Origin of the sequence: Prevotella sp. oral taxon 317 str. F0108 (assembly GCF_000162415.1) — a bacterium.
Lineage (GTDB): Bacteria > Bacteroidota > Bacteroidia > Bacteroidales > Bacteroidaceae > Prevotella > Prevotella conceptionensis.
Genome location: NZ_GG740073.1, coordinates 78,630 through 101,133, shown reverse-complemented (window position 1 = coordinate 101,133; position 22,504 = coordinate 78,630). Strand labels below are relative to the sequence as shown.

The window sequence follows — 22,504 nt, the reverse complement described above, 5'->3', positions numbered from 1 at the left end:
TCTTTGTGTTGAATATATAAAATGTATGCTTGTGCGTTAGAATTTCAGTTTTACGTTGAAACCCAACGAGCGCAAGCTAGGCTGCATAAAGTAGTCGAAACCCTGATAGTAGGTACCTGTCGAGGCAACGGCTTCGGGGTCGAATGGAGCCTTGTTGTAAATGAAGAATAGGTTGTTCGCAGTTAGTCCCAGCGACAGTTCCATACCTTTGAGCCACTTCTTGGGCAGCGTATAGCCCAAATGCGCCTCTTGTACGCGTGCATTGGTGGCACTGTAAATGTATTCGCTCCAAATGGGGTTGTCGCCACCTACGATGCGGTAGTAGTTCTCGGCACTAATCTTACCGCCATTGAGGTTGATGCCGCCGTTGTTGCGAGCGTCTGCCGATGCTTTCGAAACACCCCACGCGTCGAGAATGGCTTGCGTTTGCGATAGAACGATGCCGCCAAAGCGAGCTGTGATGAGGAAACCGAAGTTGAAACCCTTCCAAGCGAACTCGTTAGAGAAACCGATGTTGGCCTTAGGCAATACCGAACCGCGGTATTCGGGGTTGTCTAGGTTGCGTTGCAGCACGCTGCCCGTGTTGTCGGTAGCGATGTTGCCTTCGTTATCGCGAAGGAAGTCGGTAGACATGTAGATGTCGCCCATCGTGCCACCCTTCTTCAAGATGATTTCTGCGCCGCTAAGTCCGCCCTTCTTCGACACTTCTCTGTCGTCGTCGAACAGCTTAACAATCTTGTTTTGGTTGGAGCTGAACGTGAACGAGGAGTTCCAATCCAAGTCGCCAAAGCGGTGATTGTAGCCAAGCGACAGTTCTATACCCCTGTTGCGCACGTTACCCAGCTGGATATACTCCTTGTCGTATCCTCCTGCCGTTACGTCGCGCAGGAAGGTTTGCTTGCGCGTGTTGCTCTGGTAGAGCGTCAGGTCGAGCGTTAGCGCATTGTTAAGGAAACGCGCGGTAAGACCTGCCTCCCACGAGTCGGTGCGTTCTGGATAGAATGTCTTGGGGAAACGATAGGTAACGGTGCGGTAGGTGCCCGATGCTGGAACGTATTCGTAACGCCAGCGCGAGGTGATGTTGGGCGAAATGGCACTACCTACCGATGCCCACGAGGCGCGAACCTTCATGTAATTGATGAACTTAGGCAGCTTAACCATTTGCGAAATAACGCCCGACATACCCACCGAGGGATAGAAGAACGACTCGTTGCTGGTGCCGTCGAGTGCCGAATCCCAGTCGTTACGTCCCGTAAGGGTTAGGTAAACCATGCTCTTCCATCCCAATTCAACGTTGGCAAAGAGCGAGTTCACGGCGTGTTTGTGCAGGTCGTAGATGGGGCGGTTGTCGTTTGTAACCAGCGAATAGTCGATGGCGTTGGGAGTGAAGATGTTCGATGGCGCCTTCAAACCGCCCTGATGACCTTCGTTGTCGTATTTTGTTCGCGAGAACGAACCGCCCACGTTGGCGCCGATGGAGAAGTTTTCGAACGACTTGTTTACGTTAGCCATCAAGTCGCCGTATAGCGATTGGTCGTTAATCTTAGCATGTCCGTAGTACCCGTACTTCGAATGTGCGAAGAGGTCGATGGTAGAAGCGTAGCGTTTGTCTTCTTGTTTAACGGCAGCATCGTCCCAGCGCAATCTTCCCGTAACGTCTAGCCAGTCGGTAATCTTGTATTTAAGGCTTCCGCTAAGCATGTAACGGCTGCGGTGGTTTTCGCGAACCATGCGGTTTGTAACCCAATAGGGGTTTTGCATTTTCAGCGCGTCGCCATAATTCCAGTTCTGTACATACACATTGCGGTTGGGGTCGAATATCTCGTAGGTGCGAACGGCATCGAAACTTTCGCCGCGGGGGAATAGGTAAACGGCCGTTAGGGGGTTAAACCATTGTCCTTGTGCGGTAAGGTTGCGGTCGTTTTCAAGAATGTAGTTCAGTCCGAAGTCTAGTGTCAGCTTGTCGCCGAGCATGTTCGTTGTGTTTCTGAACGTCAAGTTGTAACGGTTGTACTTGTTGTTGGGCAAGATGCCGGCTGCATTGGTAGTACCCAGCGACAAGTAGGTTTGGTTCTTGTCGTTACCAGCGGTAAGGGCTACGTTGTTTTGTATGTTCGTACCCGTGTTGAAGAAGTTCTTGGGCTCGTAGTTGCCATACGCCGACGGCTTTTTCTCGCCCCAGCTGGCAACACTTCCGGGTTTGTTAACATACTCGTTTTGGAACTCGGGCATGATGAAGGGGTTTGCAAACTGCGTGCTGTGGCTAACGGTAACGCTAACCTTGCCTTCCTTACCTTTCTTCGTGGTAATCATCACAACGCCTTGTGCGGCAGCCGAACCATAAAGGGCAGCGGCGGCAGGACCGCTAAGCACCGAGATGCTTTCGATGTCTTCGGGGTTGATGTCGGCAATGCCTTCCGAACCGGGTTGCGACGAGTACATGCTGCCCGTTTCGCCATGCGAGGTGTTGGTAATTGGCACACCGTCTATTACATACAGTGCCTGGTTGCTTTGCGAGATACTCTTAGGACCGCGCATCACCACGCGCGTTGCACCACCCATACCCGCCGAAGAGGCGTTGATGTTGATACCGGCCACCTTACCGTTGAGCGAGTTCATGAAGTTGGTGTTCTTCACCGTGGTCAGTTCGTCTGTTCCCACCTTCTGTACGTTGTAGCTCAGTGCCTTTTCAGAACGGCGAATACCCAAGGCCGTAACCACAACCTCGTCGATTTGTCGCGATTCCGACTTCAATGTAACCGTTACATTGCCATTCGCAGGCACGGCCACTTCTTGTGTCTGGTGGCCCAAGTAGCTAATAACGAGTGTTGCGCCAGCATGGGCGTTAAGCGTAAAGTTACCGTCGATGTCGGTAACGGTGGCTGTTTGTTCGCCCTTAACGCGCACGGTGGCGCCGATAACGGGTTCGTTCATGCTGTCGAACACTGTTCCCGTAACCTTCACCTCGTTGTGCTTTTGTTGTAGATTGTTGGGCGTTGAGGCCCCAGTCCTTTCTGTAAGCTGTTTGGCAAGTGCCGTCCCGTTGTTGTTGGGATAGGCATTGCTGGCCATTACGCCAGTGCCGATGCCGACAAGAAAGACTGCCGTTGATAGGATTCTTTCCTTGTTCATAGATGTTATTTTGAATGACTTTTGAAAATTGATGTTTCTTTGTTGTGGGGGCAAGCACCTTTGGGTTGGGGTGCGAATAGCGGTAGCCGCCTATTTGTTGCGCAATGCGTAAGCGCATGTGCAGACTAGGTAACTGCTTGCCTTGTGTAAGCACGTAAGGCATTGCACCCTGCTTTATTGGCGTAGGCGCAAAGTGTTTCTCCCGCCCCATTTGCGGGGGAGAGAACTTACTTGCTTTTAGCAAAGGCTAGGGTGTGCCTAGTTGGCCGAGCAACGTAGTGTGGCTCAGTGCTAGCTGGTCTGTCTTGTTTTGCTGTTTGTTCCTAATGTTAGAAAACACGAGTTCCAAATTGAATTAATTGCGTTGAGGCTTGTAGAAAAGTCCTTCGGCAGAGATGTTAAGCAGATAATTCGACCTAATATATAGTGGCCTTAACCTTATTTTTAGTTCATTTGTTAAGTAAATTGGGGGGCGGTTAGGCCGTCAGTAAAGTTATTGCCTTCTACGAACACGCTGTTTGCAGTGTTGTCGCAGTGGCATTCTCAGCTATGCTTTTACCTTTTTTCGAGTGCAAAGTTATAGTTATCCTTGATATAAAACAATTTTTAGCGATAAATTAACTTTTATTATGGTGTTTGATTGGGTGAGATGCGTGCAGGTATCAGTGCCTGATGATGGTTTCTAATGCAGATATGTGCAAACTTGATTATGGCAAAGAAGTGTTGAGACCAGTGCTTTTGCGTATAAGCGTTTTGTGAAGTGAAGTTCAGTTTTTGCTCTGCCAAAAAGCATTGAGGTTCATTTACAAAAGCTTTGCATATAGCGGCTATTGTAAACGAACCTCAATGGGTCTGCGGAAAAAGAATGCGCCTGTTACTTGTATTCAGACTCAGGCATGGGTATGTACTTAACCTTTCGGGCGTTCCATGCGGCTTGTGGCTCTCCATCTACCATTGCCCGGCGCAGGTCGTCGATGCGACAACCATGTAAGAAGAGGAACACGTGCCGAAGATGTGCCAACTCTTTAAGCGTTGGCGCGGCGGTTATTGTCTGCCCTGTGGAATAAAGGGCAAGCACCTCATTGACACATTGCGCGGCATCGCCCTGCATCAAGCCCCTCACAATGAGTTCGGCCTGGATAAGTTTCATCTCCTTTTCGTCGATGATAACCAGTGGGGCGTATTTTTCCAGCCACGTTAGGTATCGGTGTCCATCCTTGTTTATAGCCGTGTTGATGGCCTTTTGCTCTGCCGTCCCTTTAAGCGAAGCCACCAACGAGGCATCCACCTGTACATTAATCGCAGGCAGTCCTACGGCCGAATACAAGGGGTTGGCGTTGCCATTGATGTTGTAAACCACATCCACCTGCATGTTGTTGGCATAGGCATCGTTCCACAGGGCAGCGGCTTCTGCATATCGTTGCCTTTGCATGGCAAGCTTCACCATGACCATGCGCACCTGCTTAACGGCTGTTGTGGCCACAAACACGCCCTTCTTATTGGCCAGGAGTTTGCCCTTAGCCTCGTCTAAGGCCTGCGAATAGTGTTGTTGGGCCTTGTCTAGCAGTTCTTCGTTGCTTACCATTTGGTTGTTTACGCGCACGCCCTCGGCACTCTCTGTGCTTTTCGAGAACATCTTTCCAAGCAGCTGATAGGCCAAACCAGCGTACAGGTGCCCAGTGTAGCGGGCGTATGCGCGTACGGCATCAAAGTTTTCCGTGCCGTCGTTGCTTAGTTTCGCCTCCACTTGTAGCACCTCTTCGGCTCTTGCACGAAAGTTTTGCAGCTTGTTCCATGTGTCGGCCACATCGCTGTTGGGTTTAACGTCGTCGCTTTTAAGCTGCTTATAGATAAGGAAATTGGGTTTGGCTGTCGGTTCAACCTCGTCTGTCATTGCGCCCGATGTAAGGAAGGCGGCCGAGGCTGCCACACCGGCCAAGGTCTTTACATTGGCAATCATCGCCCCGTCTTTTATGTTTTCTGTGCGAATGGTGGCCAACATGCTCGGTGTTGTTATCTGTTCGGTGGTGAGCATGTTGTTAGGTGTCTTGGCATTGTCTATCCAACCGTCGCACGATGATAGGGCAGTGGCCACGGCCAACACGGCTATTGATATATGTTTTGATTTCATTTTCATTTTAAAAATGGCCTCACCCCCAACCCCTCTCCAAAGGGCGAGGGGAGTGAATGGCCTTGTTAATTGATAGGGTTGCTGTAAAGGAGTAAGGAGTTAAGGAGTTATGAAGTTAAGGAGTTATGGAGTTAAGCCGTATGCTTTTGTTACCTGGTGGCTACTTACCTTGTTAACTCGTCATCTCGTCAACTTGTCAACTCATAAAGCTAATCACTCCCCTCGCCCTTTGGAGAGGGGATGGGGGTGAGGCTTCTTTCCCATTTCTAAAATTCTACCGCCAACGTTGCTGTAAATGTTCGGGCCGAGGGAGCATTGGTGATGTCGCGCGAAAGGCTGCCCATGCCACGTGTTTGCCGTGTTCCGCCGTTGGCCTCAACTTGCGGTTCGATGCCGCTATAATTGGTAACAAGAAACAGGTTCTGGGCGGTGAGCATCAGTCGGGCACCTTTCAACACGTCCGATGTGAGCCGCTTGGCAAAAGAACTGGCATCGTAGCCCAACGAGATGGACGAGAGCCTGAGGAAGTCGGCCTTCTCGATGTAGTTGGCGCGGTTGCGTTCGGTGCGCGCCAGTTTCTCGGCCACGTTGCGGTAAGCATCTGTCCCCACCGTTTCGGCAGCCAGTTGTGCGCGTAGTTCTTCGCGTTTCTTAAGGTTGTCGCCCAGTCCGGCCACGTTGTAGAAACTTTGGTTGTAGACCGAAGCCCCAACGGCCCAGTTGAATTTGGTGCTAAGCGTGAGGTTGGACAGCAGGCGGAGGTCGAACCCGAAGGCACCGTTGAAGTCGGGGAAGGGTTTGCCTAGATAGTGATATTCGTCGGTTTCTTTCGCTCCAAGATATTTGCCTGTGGCATCGTAGTTTGCCCCCGTCACCTCTTTATAATAGAAGGCGTAGGCCGGTTGCCCCTCTTTAAGCACGTTGGGCAGGTTTTCGATGTCTGCGCCGCCCGTATCTATCACGCGGTTGCCCTGATAGTTGGCCGTTACAAAGAGGTTAAGGTCGGCCGTGCGGGCTGGGTTTTGCCATGCTTTCCAGTTCCAACTAAGTTCCACGCCCCAGCCATTAACGCGACCCACGTTGTGCGGTTCGTCGCCCACCCATCCGTTGCTGCTCAGTAGGGGCGTATAGATGATGGCATCAGTGGTGAACTGTGCGTAGGCGGTAAGGCCTATTTGGTGGCGCGCCGGAGTCCAGTCAAGTCCTGCTTCTATCTCGCGCATGCGTTCGGGGCGGATGTTGTCGTTGCCTTTCTTCCCAGGAACAAGCAGCGGCCCATAGGCCGACATACCCTTCACCTCGTAGTAAGTGAAGGCATCGGTGGGGTAAGGCAGCCTGCCCGACTCGCCATAAGCCGCGCGTAGTTTGGCCTTCTCCATGTTGTAAGCCACGCTTAGCGAGGGGTAATAGATGCTGGCCACGTTTCGGCCGATAAGGTTTGAGGCATCGCGGCGTAGGCCTGCGTTAACGAAAAGGCGGTTGTCGTAGTTGAGAAAGGCCTCGCCATAAAGCCCCCACGTGCGTTGTTCAAAACTCGTTTCCAGCACCGATCGTTGGGCAGCTGCCGCAATGTTGTCTACATCGGCGGGGAATATCGAGGCTGAGGTCTTATCCATCGTCTCGCGGCGTTGCACGATTTGCGAGAGCAGCGTGCCTGTTAGGTGCAGCTTGTGGCCAAGGTCGAACCGCCTACTGGCTTTCCAGTCCCAGGTAAGGTTTTGGTTGCGGCGGTTCGAGATGCTTTTCTCGCCCTCGTCGTTAGTGCCCAGCAGGTAGCCGTAGGGCAGGGTGTAAAGTCCGTCGATGTGGTTGAGGTCCAAGCCCAGTTGTGTTTCCAACTTAATGTCGTAGGGCAGAACGTAGGCCATGCGCAAGGCGGCGGTTAGTCGGTCGTTGTCGTATTTCCACTTCATGGCGCGCCAGGTACGTTCCGAAACATATTCCCACGGCTTTTGGGCACGCATAAGGTTCCAGATGGCATCATTTCTTCCTTGTGCCGTTTGCGGTATGCTGATGTCGCCGTTGACGTATCCCACGGTGAAATTCAGCGTAAATGGGCCTTGTTTCATGTCGTAGGCGGCGCGCAGCGAGTGGCGCACGTCTTTGTTCCCGGGCACGATACCGCCGTTGTGGCTTTCGTTGAACGAGAAAAAGAGTTGGTTGCCGGGGGTGAAATTCTTTGTGAAACTGGCGTATGCGCTGACGTTATGCCCTGTAACGAAGAAATTGTTGATGTCGGTGTTGTTAACAAACTGGGTGTATTCCCTAGCCTTGTTGCTCCATCCCGCCGATATTTTCGCTGTTGCAGCAAGCTTTCCACGTTCAAGTGTGGAGCCGCTTTGGCGCTTGGTGGTGATGACGATAACCCCGTTGGCGGCTTCTGCGCCATACGATGCAGCAGCGGCAGGTCCTTTAATAACGTCTATCGAGGCAATGTCGTCCATCGGTAGGTCGTTCAGTGCGCTCAGTGCGTCTTGCGAGGTGTTGATGTCCGACGTGTGCGAGTTGTTGTAGCGCACGCCGTCGATGTAGATGATGGGGTCGCGGTCCATGCTGAGTGTGGCTCCGCTGCGCATGTTAAAGCGGATGGGCATGCCCACCTTGCCGTTGCTTTGAAACATTTGCATGCCGCTAACACGGCCGTCCAGCAGGTCGCTCAGGTTCGCGGCTTGCCCTTTGGCCAGCAGTTTGGCGGCATCCAGGTGGGCAACGTCGGCTCCCACGGCCTTCTTGTTGCGCGCACTGGCAATACTGGCCACCACGTTCACCTCTTGAAGGGTTAGCCCGCGGTTCAGTTTCACCACCGTTCGCTGTTGAGTGTCGGCTATGGGCAGTTGCTTGTTTTCATAGCCAACATACGAAACGCTGAGCCGTTCGCCTGGATTTACACTGATGTTAAACTCTCCGTTCAGGTCGGAAACCACCTTCTGTCCATTGGATGTGCACACCACGGCGCCAATGAGGGGTTCTTTTGTTTCGGCATCTAGCACCACGCCCGACGCCACCTTTTGCGCAAACGCCCCGCCACATGCGGCTGAAAGGGTACAGAGCAAAAGAACTCTTTTGAAAGTTATCATGAATACGAATAATGTGATTTTTAAAAACGTCTGCAAAGTTAAAACAATTGTTAACCCTCGGCAATACCTAGAAATAAGTAAATGCCGTTATCTGTGCGCGCTGGTGTGGGGGCGGTGCTGCCGATGGGTGCAGGCGCAGCGCAGCAGCATGATGTGTGGCTTGTTTAAAATAAATGGCCGCTAAGGTTCATTGGTTGTTCCTTGTTTCGCTCTTCACCCCCTTTTTTGCTTTTGTCTGGCATCTTTGGCTTACCCTTTCAGTCGTATAGTCCACTATGTCCCTTCAAGAAGTAAGCCAAATCTGCTTAGCTCTACGCTAAAAACGAGATAAAGGCGATTATTTAGCACATGCCATATAAGGTTTCTGCTCCCTCGTTGTTTCTTCCGTTGTCTGTATCTGGGCATGCCGCGAAGGGTGTAAAACTGGCCTTTGGCTGCAAGTATTCGTATCGTTTCTTGTCTGGTTGCATGCTGGCTCTATCAACGCACAAACGCATCAACTCACAAACTCACAAACTTAACCATTCATAAACGTATCAACTCACAAACTTAAAACCCCACCAACTCACCAACTCGTCAACTCAAAACCTCGCCAACTTCTCAGCTCACATCCGCCAACTTCTCAACTCACAGGCTCGCCAACTTACCCACTCATCCACTCATCAACGGACAAACTTGCCGACTTAAATCTTTACAACAGCTCGCTATTTTCCACTCCGTTCTAGCAAGAATGTTGGCCTAAAAGTAGGCAAACCACTACTGTTTTTAACCTTTCACGTCTTTTGTTTTGTCTGTTTTTAAGAGTATAACCTGCATTTTGCACCATTTAGCCTTTCTATTTTGGTTGCCAACCCATCATTTCTCGGGTCCAAATACGCACTTTTTACCCCCAAAATCCCACATTTTGAGGGTTATTTTGCCCATTCTAGCCGTGTTTCTTGTGGTTCTAAAAGGTTATGTTTATACCATTGCAGCGTATTTTTATGCTTGTCGTTTTGTATTTTGCAGCATTTTGCCTTGCGTTTAGCATCAAAACACACTGCATTTAGCATCAAAACGCACTGCGTTTTGCGGCATTTTACCTGGTATTTAGCACCAAAATGCACTGCGTTTTGCCGCATATTGCACTGCATTTTGCTACAAATAGCCCAAAAACTGGTGCAAATTGCGGTGCTTTTAAATAAAAATACATTTTGGTGGCATTTAAAACTAAGCCCTTTTGGCATCAAAACCAACCTTCGCGAGAATCGATTATTTGCGGCGAGGCGGGCGGTTGGTGCGCAAAAAGGGCAGTCAGTGTGTTAAAATTCTTGCCGAAAACTGGACAATGGCGATTGTGGTGCGTACGCGTGTATGGGCAATGGCGCATAAAACACGTACGCTTACGAACACCAGTGCGAGCGGTTGAAGGGCATGCTGTTCGCGGCTAACGAAGACAGCATCATGGAAACACCGAAACCATCTGCTGGAAACACCGAAATCATCTGCTGGAAACACCGAAACCATCTGCTGGAAACTCCGAAATCATCTGCTGGAAATACAGGAACCATCTGCCATTAGCAGCCAGTTTTCAACTTGTAGGTAAAGCGTTAAATCCCAATCGGTGGTTATACCGCTTATCAATTATTTCAGGTTGTTTCCATCGCTTTCTGCTCGTCTTTCGTTTGCTTGTCGGCATCTTGTGTGTCTTATTCTTTCGACGTAGTATGCTGCTCCTTCAAGAATAAGCCAGATAATATGGTTAGCAACTAAACGAAATCTAAGCGGCTCTAATGAACCGATTGGGGTTAAGACGAGGTCGGCCGAGCATGCCGACCGAACCTTGGCGGGCGATTTCGGGGGACATCCCAACATTCAAACAAAAAAGTTGGGGGGATGTATGCGCATCCCCCTCAATAGTTTACTCCAAATATGTATATCCGTACAACCCAGAGCGGTAATTTGAGAGGAACTCTTTACCCTCTTCGAGCGAGATTTTGCCTTGCTTAACGCTCTTAGTAACCCAAATTTCGAGTTGTCGAACCAGTTTCTTGGGGTTATATTGCACATAGTCGAGAACCTCTTCAACCGTTTCGCCATCGAAGATTTGGTCGATGTGGTACTTGCCATCCTTAACCGACACGTGCACGGCGTTGGTATCGCCAAACAGGTTGTGCATATCTCCCAGTATCTCTTGATAAGCGCCAACGAGGAAAACACCTAAATAATATGGTTCGTTTTTGCGTAGCGTGTGCACAGGCAACACATGCGAGATGTGGCGATTAGTAACAAAGTTGGCGATTTTGCCGTCGCTGTCGCACGTAATGTCTTGCAACGTGGCGTTGCGTGTGGGTCTTTCGTCTAGCCTTTGTATGGGAACGATGGGGAAAAGCTGGTCGATAGCCCAGCTGTCGGGCAGCGATTGGAAAAGCGAGAAGTTGCAGAAGTATTTGTCGGCCAATAGCTTGTCCATGTTTCGTAATTCTTCAGGAACATGTTTTAAGCCTTTGGCTATGGTGTTGATTTCTCGGCACACACTCCAATACATGCTTTCTATTTCTGCCCGCGTACGTAGGTCGACCAGGCCGTGCGCAAAGAGGTCGAGGGCCTCTTCGCGAATTTGCTCTGCATCGTGCCAATCTTCTAACATCGAGCGCGAGTTGATGTTGTCCCAAATGTCGTAGAGGTCTTTTACCAGTTGGTGTTCGTTTTCCGAAGGCTCAAATTCTTCCTTCATTTCGGGTAGCGTGGCCGTTTCCAACACGTCGATAACCAGCACACTATGGTGAGCCGTTAGCGAGCGTCCGCTTTCGGTAATGATGTTGGGGTGCTCGATGCCGTTCTTGTTGGCTGCATCTACAAAGGTGTAGATACAGTCGTTAACGTATTCTTGTATCGAGTAGTTTACCGAACTTTCGCTGCTTGGCGAACGCGTTCCGTCGTAGTCCACGCCCAGTCCGCCACCGCAATCCACGAAATCTACGTCGTAGCCCATCTTATGCAGCTGCACATAGAATTGCGATGCCTCGCGTAGGGCGGTTTGTATGCGGCGTATCTTGGTTATTTGCGAGCCGATGTGGAAGTGTATCAGTTTCAGGCAGTCGCGCAATCCCTTTTGGTCGAGCAGTTCGAGCGCCTGTAACAGTTCGCTACTTGTTAGGCCAAACTTGCTTGCATCGCCGCCACTTTCTTCCCATTTACCCGAACCCGACGAGGCCAACTTAATGCGAATGCCCAAGTTTGGGCGCACATTTAGTTTCTTCGCAGCACGAGCGATGAGTTCCAACTCGTTCAGTTTTTCGATAACAAGGAATATGCGCTTGCCCATCTTTTGTGCCAATAGGGCCAGTTCGATGTAGCTTTGGTCTTTATATCCGTTGCAGATGATGAGCGAATCGCTTTGGCATTGCACGGCGATAACGGCGTGCAGTTCGGGTTTGGAGCCTGCCTCAAGCCCCAGGTTAAACTTGCGGCCGTGCGAGATAATCTCTTCTACCACGGGTTGCATTTGGTTAACCTTGATGGGATAGATAACAAAGTTTTCGCCTTTGTAACCGTATTCCTCGGCTGCCTGCCTAAAACAGCTGGCTGTTTTCTCGATTCGACTGTCGAGGATGTCGGGAAAGCGCAGCAGTACTGGCGACGTAACGTCGCGCAGAGCCAGCTCGTCCATCACGTCGCGCAAGTCAATCTCGGTGTTGTCCTTACATGGCGACACATAAATGTCGCCCTTATCGTTAACGCCAAAAAACGAAGTGCCCCAACCGTTGATGTTGTACAGTTCCTTCGAATCTTCAATAGTCCATTTCTTCATTTCTGCTATATTGGGTTCTTTATATTAATGTTTGTTACCTGGAAAGGCGAGTTAAAGGCGGAAAGGCATTTAAAGGTGAAAAGGCATTTAAAAGTGAAAAGGTGAAAGGGTGAAAAGGTGAAAAGATGGCTGCGCCCATCAACTTGTCCTCTCGTCAACCCACCATCTTGTCTACTCGTCACCTCGTTAACTCATTGACTAGTCAACTGGTCAACTCACCATCTCGTCAACTTGTCAACTCGTTAACTAATCCACTAACTACACGCCCAACACCTCTTTTGCTTGTGTCACGGACAGCTTAATCTTCTCGAAGTTGTCCATCAGACTTACGTCGAGGGTGTGATGAGCAAGTAGGTAGAAGGGTTCGCGCGCGGCAAGTTGCTCGCTGATGAAGGCTTTCACCTCGTAGGGCGTTTTGTTCAGCAACAAGGGACGCACCGACTTGCCCATCTTTAAGTGCTTGTATAGCACATCGGGCGAGGCTTTAAGGTATAGCGTATGGCCTTGTTGGTTGATGTACTGCATGTTGTCGAAGAAACATGGCGTGCCACCACCACAGCTAATGAGTACGTCTTCGAACTCGGCTACCTCGTGCAACATGTTTCGTTCGATGCGACGGAACCCCTCTTCGCCCATTTCGGCAAACAATTGAGCCACAGTTTTGCGCATGCGCGACTCGATATACCAGTCCAGGTCGTAGAAACGCAGGCCCAACTCGGCGGCCAAGGCCTTGCCTATGGTGGTTTTTCCAGCCCCCATATAGCCAATGAGTATGATGCGATGGCACACGCCTTTGCCCTTATTGGGGCTTGCGGTGCTTGGCAAGCCGTTTTGCATATTATCCTGAACGCGTTGTTTAGTGGAGCCTTTGCAGGCTTTAATTTTATTTCTTGGCTTTGCTAGCCGCAGATGCCTTGGTGGTGCGTTTGGCTTTTGTGGGTGCCGCCTTCACTAATTCCATACATTGCTCGTAGGTAAGTTCGCTAGCCTTGTCGTGCAACTCTTTGGGCAATTTGTAGTTCTTGCCGTCGTAAGCCAGGTATGGGCCGAACTTACCGTTTATCACTTCTAGTTTCGGGTCTTCGGCAAACGATTTCAAGTGCTTTTGCTTTTCCTGCATGCGCTTTTGCTCGATAAGTGCCACCGAAGTTTCGAGTGTAACCGAGTGTGGGTCTTCGGTTTTGGGCAACGAAGTGTATTTCTTGTCGTGCAAGATGTACGGGCCGAACCTTCCCGAGCCAATTACCACGGGCTTACCTTCGAATTCACCCACCGTACGAGGCAGCTTAAACAGTTCGAGAGCCTCTTCAAGCGTGATGGTTTCGATGCTCAAACCAGCGGTGAGGTTGGCGAAACGCGGCTTTTCGTCGTCGCTTGCAACGCCAATCTGCGCCACCGGACCGAATCGGCCAATCTTTACAAGCACCTGTTTGCCTGTTGTTGGGTCTTCGCCCAATACGCGTTCGCCGGCCTTATGCTCCGAACGAGCGTTCATCACCGTGTCTACCGTAGGGCCGAAGTCGGCATAAAAGGCTTTCATCATGGCCTTCCACTCCTCTTGTCCTTCGGCAATGCGGTCGAAATCTTCTTCAACATGCGCCGTAAAGTTATAGTCCATGATGGTGGGGAAACTATCCATCAAGAAGTCGTTCACCACGATGCCTACGTCGGTAGGCAACAGTTTGCCCTTGTCGCCGCCAACGTTCTCCTTCTTATTCTTAGTCGTTATCACGATGCCTTTAAGCGTATCTACCAGGTATTGGCGTTCTTTGCCCTTGCTGTCGCCCCTTGTTACATACTCGCGATGTTGGATGGTGCTGATGGTTGGGGCGTATGTAGACGGACGACCGATGCCCAATTCCTCCATCTTATGCACAAGGCTAGCCTCGGTATAGCGTGCAGGACCTTGCGTAAAACGTTCTATCGAGGTTATTTCTCGGCGTTCTAGCTTGTCGCCCTCGTTGATGGGGGGCAGCATTCGCGAAGAGTCTGACTGGTTTTCGTCCTCATCGTCGGTAGATTCGCGGTACACTTTCAAGAATCCGTCGAAGGTCAAAACCTCGCCTGTTGCAACGAAATGTTCGCTAGTTCCCGATATGTTGATGTTAACGCGCGTCTTTTCGAGTTGCGCTTCGGCCATCTGCGAGGCGGCGGTACGTTTCCAAATCAGGTCGTACAGTTTTTTTTCTTGTTGCGTTCCGTCTATCTTGGTGACGTTCATATAGGTTGGGCGTATGGCCTCGTGTGCCTCTTGCGCCCCCTTAGCGTGTGTATGGAAGTTGCGCGGCAGGCTATATTGCTCGCCCCATAGGCGGGTAACCTCTTCCTTCGTGGCATTGATGCAAAGTGCAGAGAGGTTAACGCTGTCGGTACGCATGTAGGTAATTCGTCCGTTTTCGTACAGTCGTTGGGCCACCATCATGGTTTGCGACACGCTGAACCCCAGTTTTCGGGCCGCCTCTTGTTGCAGGGTAGAGGTGGTGAAAGGCGGAGCGGGCGAACGTTTCAAGGGCTTTTTGCTGACACTTTCGACGGTAAATTCGGCGTTTTTGCACTTTTCGAGGAAAGCCAGCGCCTCTTCGTGGGTTTTAAATCGCGTGTCTAGTTCGGCATCTACCTCGGTCATGCCGCCCTCGTCGTTGGTAATGGCGAAGATGGCAACGATGCGATAGAAGGTTTCGGGCTTGAAAGCGTTAATCTCGCGCTCGCGGTCTACCACCAATCTCACGGCAACACTCTGCACTCTACCAGCCGAGAGCGATGGTTTTACCTTGCGCCAGAGTATGGGCGAGAGCATAAAACCCACCATTCGGTCGAGTACGCGGCGTGCTTGTTGCGCATCTACGAGGTTCATGTCAACGCGGCGCGGCTCTTCAATGGCACGAAGAATGGCCGGTTTCGTAATCTCGTGGAACACGATGCGGTTGGTTTTGTCTTCGTCTAGACCCAAAACCTCGCACAAGTGCCATGAAATGGCCTCTCCTTCGCGGTCCTCATCACTTGCCAACCACACGCGCTTGGCGCTTTTCGCAGCCTTTTGCAGGTCGGTCACCACCTTTTTCTTATCGTCCGAAATCTCGTAGAAAGGCTCAAAGGTGTCGAGGTCTACGCTCAATCCAGTCTTTTTCAAGTCACGGATATGTCCGTAGCTCGACATTACCTTGAAGTCTTCTCCAAGGAACTTTTCTATGGTTTTGGCCTTTGCGGGGCTCTCTACAATCACTAAGTTTTGTTGCATGGTGTTGTTATTTTAAGTTCTGTGCATGCGGCTAAGGGGCGTACACCCCAACGGCGCACATGCCATTTGCCGCGCAAAAGTAAATAAAACTTTTGCATACACCTTATTATATATAAAGGCTTTAACGTTTTTTAATGAGTAACGACTTGCTTAGCGGCCGTGTAGCTTTTGTGGGATGGCATTGGTTGGATGTAAACGTTGACCAGCTTTTCTTACTTATTGAGGAATTGGCGGCCAATACAACACGACATGCAGAGGCACCATGTGTAAAGTAACCTCGCGCGTTCGCTGATATAAGGGCTGGAAATGCGCAACAACATGGTGTGTTAGAACATGCCTTGAAGGATTTTCCCAACAAAAAGCTTGCTGTTTGGACGATTGTTATTAATTTTGTGTGTGCTTTACTTTGCCTAGCGGCTATGCGCTCGCGCAAGGTACAAGCAACAAATGCTAAACCACCCATAAGCAATGAAAGAAAAAATAAGAAACATACTTGGAGGGGCACTACCACTGGTAGATCTCGACTCGCAGTTCTTGATGGCCGAACTGGATTCGTTGGACGTAACAACGATTATGATGCTCTTGGCCGACAACTTTGGCATTGACGTGGATGCCACCGATGCCACGCCAGCCAACTTTAAGAGCCTAGACACCTTGGCCGAGATGGTTAGACGAAAGCAAAATGCCGATGCTTAGCATTGAACAGCACATAGACAGACACGCGCAGAACGCCCCCGAAAGGGTGGCGATGGTGCTGAATGGCGAAGAGCTTACCTATGCAGAACTTCGCCAACGCACGATGTTGCGCACCCAACACTACCAAGGCATGCAGCGAAAAGGCGTGGTGCTAAGGGCAAGTTGCGATGCCGACTTCCTGATCAGCTACTTTGCCATGCATGTTGCGGGGGCAGTGGCCGTGCTTTTGCCTGCCGCCGCCACGCCCGAACAAACTGTGCGGATGGAGAAAGCCTTGCAAGGGTTTTACTTTCCAGAGGGTTCGGCCGATGTACTTTTCACTACTGGCACCACGGGCGCACCCAAAGGGGTGGTTATTGGCACGCGAGCCATTGTTGCCAGTGCCGAGAACATCGTGCATGGACAAGCCTATCGCCACGACATTAGGTTTGTTGTGCCGGGCCAACTCAACCATTTGGGCTGTCTGTCTAAGGTCTGGGCCACCATGTTAGCGGGGGCAACGTGCTGCCTGATGCCCAAGTTCGACTTCAACGAGTTCTTCTCCCTGCTTGCATCTTGCAAAGAAATGAGCGTGGGAGCCTTCCTCGTGCCGTCGTGCATACGTATGCTTACCAAGTTTGGCGGTAAGCAAATGGAAGACGCGGCCATTAAGCTGGCCTTTATCGAGACAGGTGGCGATGCGTTAGACACGCCCACAATGGCGGAGTTGCACCAACAACTGCCCCATACACGCCTATTCAACACCTACGCCTCTACCGAGACGGGCGTGGTGGCAACCTTCGAGTTTACGCACCATCAGCTGGCAGGCTGCGTGGGCTATGCTTTGCCTAACGCGCGTTTCGACATTACGCCCGAAGGCCATATCCGTTGTGCAGGCGATACGCTGATGAACGGATACCTGCGCATGGGCGACCAAACAACTTATGAGCCGCTGACGGAGAAGAGTTTTACCACTTGCGACTGCGGCGAGATAGACGAGCAAGGCCGTCTGCAATTTAAATGTAGGGACAGCGACATCATCAATACAGGCGGCTTTAAGGTTAGTCCGCAAGAAGTGGAGGCCGCGGCCAACAGCTTGGCCGAAGTAAAGGCTTGTATTTGCATTGCCACACCTCATCCTATTTTGGGCCAAGCGTTAAAGTTGCTTGTTGTTGCCGATGGTGATGTTGAAATTAACGCCAAAGACTTGGCACGCCGACTGAAAGAACAGCTTGAACCCCACCAAGTGCCGCTTTTCTACGAGCAGGTAGAGTCCTTAGCACTAACCCCTAACGGAAAGATAGACCGAAAACGGTATCTTTTAAGACAGTGAAGGGCGAACTTTAAAAGGAGAAAAGAAATAAAAGTGGCATTTTTAGAACATGCTTTAAGAAAGACATAATAGGCTTAGGAGAGGGCAGGGGTGAAGTCAACCTCACCCATACTTCCTACGCTTTTCCGAAGTAAACACATCTTCTTTACCCCTATCCCTTTGCAGAGGGATGGTTATCTTGTGGGCGCGTTACCTTTGTTAACGTGCTTTAATGCGCTATTGGCCATTTAATAGCCCGCCGAACATCGGCTCTTCCTAGCTTTCTTGTGCGTAAAGAGGTCTGTCAACCCCTCTTTCATCCGTTAAACTTTGTGTAAAAGCGAAAGAATTAACAGTTCTTTATCGCATGTTACCAACGAGTAACCTAATTTTGTAGTTACTTATTGGTAACATGATAAAAGGTAAACGGAATGAAAGATAGGGAACTAACACAACAGAAGATACTCCAAGCGGTTGACGACATCATTGCCAACGATGGTTTCGAACGACTTGGCGTCAATGTCATAGCCCAAAAAGCAGGCGTTTCAAAGATGCTTATATACCGCTATTTTGGCGGATTAGACGATTTGATTGCCCAATACTTGCTGAGCAAAGACTATTGGGCCAACACGGATATACACGCTATCGACGGGGCTGATGTTGCAGGAAGCCTTAAACGGATGTTTCGCGAGCAAATAATACGGCTACGAAACGACGTTACGTTGAGGCGATTGTGCCGTTGGGAACTTACCACCGACAATGAGAACATTCAGCTGTTGCGCGACCGTAGGGAACGAAATGGCTGCGAATTGATAAAGGCGGTGAGCGGTTTTACCCATTCTCACCACACCGAAGTTGCAGCCTTGGCCACCATCCTCTCTGCCTCTATCAGCTATTTGGTGCTGATAGAGGAGCAAAGCCCCACGTATAACGGCATCAACTTACGGAGCAACGAAGGTTGGGAGCAGGTTGTTAAAGGGCTAGACTTAATGATTGATTTATGGATAAAGCAAGTTAACCAGTTGACGGGTTAACAAGTGGATAAGAGGGCGAGTGCACTCGTAAACTTGCAACGCATCCACTGGTAAACTCGTAAACTGTCCACCTAAACCCTCGTTAACTCGTCAACTTGTAAGCTTGTAACCTCATTAACTTATCCAGCGATGAAAAAAATATTTGTAACACTTATCTTATTTATAGGAATGATGAGTAATGTATTTGCCCAAGAACCCGACTATCTGTTTATGATAGCTCAGGCAGTTAAGGCCCCATCGGGCCATAACACACAACCGTGGTTGTTTAAGATAGCAGACGGAGAGATAGATATTCTGCCCGACTTCACCAAGTCGCTGCCAGTTGTAGACCCAAACCACCGCGAATTGTTCGTGAGTCTTGGCTGTGCTGCCGAAAATCTTTGCATTGCAGCCGCCCATAAGGGCTACGAAACAAGAGTGACTGTTACCCACGAAGGCGTGATAAAAGTGTTTCTCACTAAGCAAAACCATCACATGGAAAGTCCCTTGTTTGCCCAAATTGCCCTACGGCAGACCAATAGGAGCCGCTATGATGGCAGAATTGTTCCCGAAGACAGCATTGTTTCGTTAAAGAACATCGGCGCAGAGCCTTCCATTGGCGTGCATTACTATAAAAATGGTTCGGCAGAATACACCACGATTACCGAAATGGTGTATGCCGGCAACCGACTGCAAATGCACAATAAGGCTTTTAAGACGGAGTTGCAGCAGTGGATGCGGTATAATAAGAAACACCAAAATGCAACGAAAGACGGGTTAAGCTATGCCGTATTCGGTGCACCAAACGTTCCCAAGTTTATCGCCAAACCGATAATGGCCAATGCCATCAACGAGAAAAAGCAGAACAAGAGCGACGCCAAGAACATGGCATCCGCCTCTCACCTTGTGTTGCTGACCAGCCGAGACAACACGATTGAACAATGGGTGAACTTGGGACGAACCCTTGAACGCATCCTTTTAAGATCTACGCAGATGGGAATTGCGCACGCTTACCTTAACCAACCCAACGAAGAACCCACATTGGCTGTGGAACTTGCACAGAAATTGGGGCTAACCAACGAACGCCCCACCATCTTAATCCGCATTGGCTATGGCAAGAAGATGCCGTATTCGCAGCGAAGAGAGGCAAAGGTGGAAAGGATGTGATGTTAAGAGTTGACGAGTTGACGAGTTAACCAGTTGACAAGTTTACGAGTTAACAAGTAGGCGAATCGACGATGTTTTAGTTGGCAAGTTTACGAGTTAATGAGAACTTAGCTAGCAAGTTGATAATCAGAAATGGATTAAGTAAACGCGGCAATTAGTCCGACCGTTCGCTCATTAACTCATTAACTTGTCAACTCATTAACTTGTCAACTTGCGAACCTGTCAACTTGTGAACCGACAACTCATCTGCTTGTCAACTGGTTAACTTGTCAATCGGTTAACTTGTCAATCGGTTAACTTGCCAACTGGTTAACTTGTCAACTGGTTGACTTGCAAATTGGTTAACTTGTCAACTGGTTAACTTGTTAACCAGTCAACTTATCAACTTGTTAACCCCTCAGCTCATCAACTCATCAACTCACCAACTTAAAAACTTAAAATGTTATTCTTTATTTTACAATACCGCTCTAATTTTCACTCCATTCTAGCGAAAATATAGGTTCTAAAGAAGGTAAAAAGCCACTATTTTTTGCCTTTCACGTCTTTTGTCTTGTCTGTTTTCAGGAACAAAACCTGCATTTTGCACCATTTTGCCTTTCTAGATGGTCGCCAACTCACAATCTTTTCGTCCCCCAAAACCCTCTTTCAGCCCCTAAAAACCCACTTTTAGCCCCTAAAAACCCACTTTTTAACGGCCATTTCGCTCCTTTTAGCCATATTTTTCATGGCAACGGAAGGTATTAATTATACAATCGCAGCGCATATTTATGCTTTTCGCCTTGCATTCAGCGGTAAAAAACACTGCATTTAGCACCATTTTACCTTGCGTTTAGCACCAAAACGCACTGCATTTAGCATCAAAACGCACTGCATTTTGCACCAAAACGCACTGTATTTAGCGGCATATTGCACTATATTTTGCCACAAATAGCCCAAAAAGAGGTGCAAATGGTGGTGTTTTTAAATAAAAATTCATTTTGCCAGCATTTACAACAACCCCCTTTTTGCATCAAAACCAACCACCGCGAGAATCGATTTTTTGCGACACGGTGAGCACTTGGCGAACAAAAACGGCATTCATAATGTTAAAATTCTTGCTGAAAACCATACAAAAGCGATTATGCCGTGTACGCGTTTATAAGTATCGACACGGAAAACATGTAAGCTTGCTACCGCCAGTGCGAGCGGTTGCAGGGCATTTTGTCGAATACACTCAGTTCCTTTTTCTATGGCCTTAGATGTCTTGCTGTTGGTAATAAGCCTTTTGGTAGGTGGTATAATACGTTATTTGGCCAAGAAAACAATTGAATGGCTGGGAATATAAAAGCGAAGGTATACTCCGAGAGTTATATGCGCTTGCCATGTTCTGTTGTCCTGGACGTGTAAAGGTGTATGCCACAGAGTGAAAGCCTGTAAAAGCTAATCGATGAGGAGGTGATGGAAAAGGTATTCCAAAGCCTCTTGAAAATGTTCATTTCTGTTTCTTCTCCAATAACTCATTTCAAGATATATTTGCACCTTTAAAAAAAAATATATAGTTTTGCATGTTGAAATAGCATGCACAAAGGAGAACTTGCGGACAAATGGTGTTCTGAAGTGAGTTTTGTAGTTGCAGAAGAGTTGGAAAAAAGTACTTGTCCCAATACTCCTTAATTGTGGGATAGGGAGGATAAGGTGTGTATACATCTCCTAGATCTGTGTGAGGGGAATACTCTTTGCAATAAGATTTTCTGATAGCTGAGGGTAAAGTTATTGCATTGGTTTATATCTTACATAGACAAGTAGCCCCCCTGTCACAGTAGCCACATTACTAGACGTGTAAAGTCCAAGTATGTGGTATTTTGCAACTCATTATACGTTGAACGTTTTTTATGACAATGATGAGATGGATAATGCAGCTCAATAACAAAGTCGTGAAATTAAGTAAAGTGTCTAGGTAAAAGATAATCTTTTTTGGGAATAGAGTGGTGATGGACTAACTGTATCTTTTGCATATTGTGAGAAACAAAAGGATCACCAGGGTATGGGTCTTGTTTTACATAATACGAATGGTGTTAATTGTTATAGAGTGCATGGTTCTTGTTGAATATTAATTATATTAGCATTTAAATTAATGAAAAGTTTAATCATTGTTGGTGCAGGAGGATATGCCAAATCCGTTTTAGACTCTCTAGATTATATGAACTTTAAAATGGAAGGTTTCCTTGATGACATAAAGCCTATTGGGTCAGAGCACTTGGGATATCCTATAATAGGAAACAAAGTAGAAGACATAGGACATTATAAAAATTGCGTTTTCTTTGTAGCAATAGGAAATAATGCCAAGCGGAAATTATGGTTCGATAAATTGAAACAGTATGGTTTATCGCTAATTAATGTTATAGATAGTTCTGCCATTATCTCTAGACATGCGACAATGGGAGAAGGTTGCTTTGTTGGTAAGCTTGCAATCCTTAATCATGGATGTTGTGTTGGTAACAACTGTGTTGTTAACACAAGGGCTTTGGTTGAGCATGGTTGTAACATTCAAGACCATGTTAATTTATCAACTAATTCAACGCTTAATGGTGATGTAATAGTTGAAGAAGGTGGCTTTGTTGGTAGTGGAGCGATAATTAATGGACAACTTAGAATAGGGACGTGGGCTTTAGTTGGTTCTGGAACGGTAGTTATTCGTGATGTTAGACCGAATACGACAGTTGTCGGTGTCCCTGCAAAGGAAATTCCCTCGAATAGTGTCAAGTACAATTCTTTATAAAATTAGATTAATGGAACACGTTTATATTATTGCTGAGATAGGTTGCAACCATTGTGGTGATGCAACCATTGCAAAAGAAATGGTTAAAAAGGCCAAAGCGTGCGGTGTAGATGCGGTGAAATTTCAGACGTTCAAGGCTTCTGCACTGATTTCAAAGTATGCTCCGAAGGCAGATTATCAGAAAAAAACTACTGGTGAGAATGAGAAC

11 protein-coding genes and 2 pseudogenes are annotated in these 22,504 nt (G+C 48.6%); 7 read left to right on the top strand and 6 right to left on the bottom strand.

Annotated elements, in window-relative coordinates; translation table 11 throughout:
* Positions 1-36: 36 nt before the first annotated feature.
* The 6 genes from HMPREF0670_RS07265 to topA form a co-directional block, all read right to left on the bottom strand.
* Complete coding sequence (locus tag HMPREF0670_RS07265) at positions 37-3,132, bottom strand: SusC/RagA family TonB-linked outer membrane protein (protein WP_009230504.1); 3,096 nt, start codon at positions 3,130-3,132, stop codon at positions 37-39.
* 874 nt (positions 3,133-4,006) lie between these two features.
* On the bottom strand, positions 4,007-5,263 hold the full coding sequence (locus HMPREF0670_RS07260; protein WP_044077946.1) for a hypothetical protein: 1,257 nt from the start codon (positions 5,261-5,263) through the stop codon (positions 4,007-4,009).
* A 266-nt stretch (positions 5,264-5,529) separates the two neighbouring features.
* On the bottom strand, positions 5,530-8,340 hold the full coding sequence (locus HMPREF0670_RS07255) for a TonB-dependent receptor domain-containing protein (protein ID WP_044077945.1): 2,811 nt from the start codon (positions 8,338-8,340) through the stop codon (positions 5,530-5,532).
* 1,900 nt (positions 8,341-10,240) lie between these two features.
* Positions 10,241-12,133, bottom strand: a complete 1,893-nt coding sequence (gene speA, locus HMPREF0670_RS07245) for a biosynthetic arginine decarboxylase (RefSeq protein ID WP_009230499.1) — start codon at positions 12,131-12,133, stop codon at positions 10,241-10,243.
* 258 nt (positions 12,134-12,391) lie between these two features.
* Entirely contained in the window at positions 12,392-12,970 is a 579-nt protein-coding gene (locus HMPREF0670_RS07240) for a shikimate kinase (RefSeq protein WP_044077943.1), read from the bottom strand.
* A 46-nt stretch (positions 12,971-13,016) separates the two neighbouring features.
* Positions 13,017-15,371 carry a type I DNA topoisomerase gene (topA, locus tag HMPREF0670_RS07235; protein ID WP_009230497.1) on the bottom strand — a complete coding sequence of 785 codons (2,355 nt, stop codon included), beginning with the start codon at positions 15,369-15,371 and terminating at the stop codon, positions 13,017-13,019.
* A 468-nt stretch (positions 15,372-15,839) separates the two neighbouring features.
* On the opposite strand from topA, the gene HMPREF0670_RS07230 reads away from it, so the two are divergent.
* The 7 genes and pseudogenes from HMPREF0670_RS07230 to HMPREF0670_RS07205 all read left to right on the top strand — a co-directional run.
* A complete protein-coding gene (locus tag HMPREF0670_RS07230) occupies positions 15,840-16,067 on the top strand; it encodes an acyl carrier protein (RefSeq protein ID WP_009230496.1) in 228 nt (75 codons plus the stop codon).
* Positions 16,054-16,956, top strand: a pseudogene (locus HMPREF0670_RS07225) (AMP-binding protein); the annotation flags it as partial. The gene HMPREF0670_RS07230 and the pseudogene HMPREF0670_RS07225, both read left to right, overlap by 14 nt.
* Positions 16,957-17,178: 222 nt before the next feature.
* Positions 17,179-17,379 (top strand): annotated as a pseudogene (locus HMPREF0670_RS17525) (AMP-binding enzyme); the annotation flags it as partial.
* A 410-nt stretch (positions 17,380-17,789) separates the two neighbouring features.
* Positions 17,790-18,392, top strand: coding sequence for a TetR/AcrR family transcriptional regulator (locus HMPREF0670_RS07220; RefSeq protein WP_009230494.1), 603 nt, complete (start codon positions 17,790-17,792; stop codon positions 18,390-18,392).
* A gap of 129 nt (positions 18,393-18,521) precedes the next feature.
* Positions 18,522-19,538: an Acg family FMN-binding oxidoreductase gene (locus tag HMPREF0670_RS07215; protein WP_044077941.1), complete on the top strand. Its 1,017-nt coding sequence runs from the start codon at positions 18,522-18,524 to the stop codon at positions 19,536-19,538.
* Positions 19,539-21,651: 2,113 nt separating this feature from the next.
* Complete coding sequence (locus tag HMPREF0670_RS07210; protein ID WP_009230492.1) at positions 21,652-22,296, top strand: acetyltransferase; 645 nt, start codon at positions 21,652-21,654, stop codon at positions 22,294-22,296.
* 10 nt (positions 22,297-22,306) lie between these two features.
* The coding region (locus tag HMPREF0670_RS07205) for an N-acetylneuraminate synthase family protein (RefSeq protein ID WP_009230491.1) at positions 22,307-22,504 on the top strand (198 nt) is incomplete at its 3' end.

What these genes read in the sequence shown, in the direction of transcription:
- HMPREF0670_RS07265 (WP_009230504.1), bottom strand. Translation starts at nt 3,132, where the DNA reads ATGAACAAGGAAAGAATCCTATCAACGGCAGTCTTTCTTGTCGGCATC.
- HMPREF0670_RS07260 (WP_044077946.1), bottom strand. Translation starts at nt 5,263, where the DNA reads ATGAAATCAAAACATATATCAATAGCCGTGTTGGCCGTGGCCACTGCC.
- HMPREF0670_RS07255 (WP_044077945.1), bottom strand. Translation starts at nt 8,340, where the DNA reads ATGATAACTTTCAAAAGAGTTCTTTTGCTCTGTACCCTTTCAGCCGCA.
- speA (WP_009230499.1), bottom strand. Translation starts at nt 12,133, where the DNA reads ATGAAGAAATGGACTATTGAAGATTCGAAGGAACTGTACAACATCAAC.
- HMPREF0670_RS07240 (WP_044077943.1), bottom strand. Translation starts at nt 12,970, where the DNA reads ATGCAAAACGGCTTGCCAAGCACCGCAAGCCCCAATAAGGGCAAAGGC.
- topA (WP_009230497.1), bottom strand. Translation starts at nt 15,371, where the DNA reads ATGCAACAAAACTTAGTGATTGTAGAGAGCCCCGCAAAGGCCAAAACC.
- HMPREF0670_RS07230 (WP_009230496.1), top strand. Translation starts at nt 15,840, where the DNA reads ATGAAAGAAAAAATAAGAAACATACTTGGAGGGGCACTACCACTGGTA.
- HMPREF0670_RS07220 (WP_009230494.1), top strand. Translation starts at nt 17,790, where the DNA reads ATGAAAGATAGGGAACTAACACAACAGAAGATACTCCAAGCGGTTGAC.
- HMPREF0670_RS07215 (WP_044077941.1), top strand. Translation starts at nt 18,522, where the DNA reads ATGAAAAAAATATTTGTAACACTTATCTTATTTATAGGAATGATGAGT.
- HMPREF0670_RS07210 (WP_009230492.1), top strand. Translation starts at nt 21,652, where the DNA reads ATGAAAAGTTTAATCATTGTTGGTGCAGGAGGATATGCCAAATCCGTT.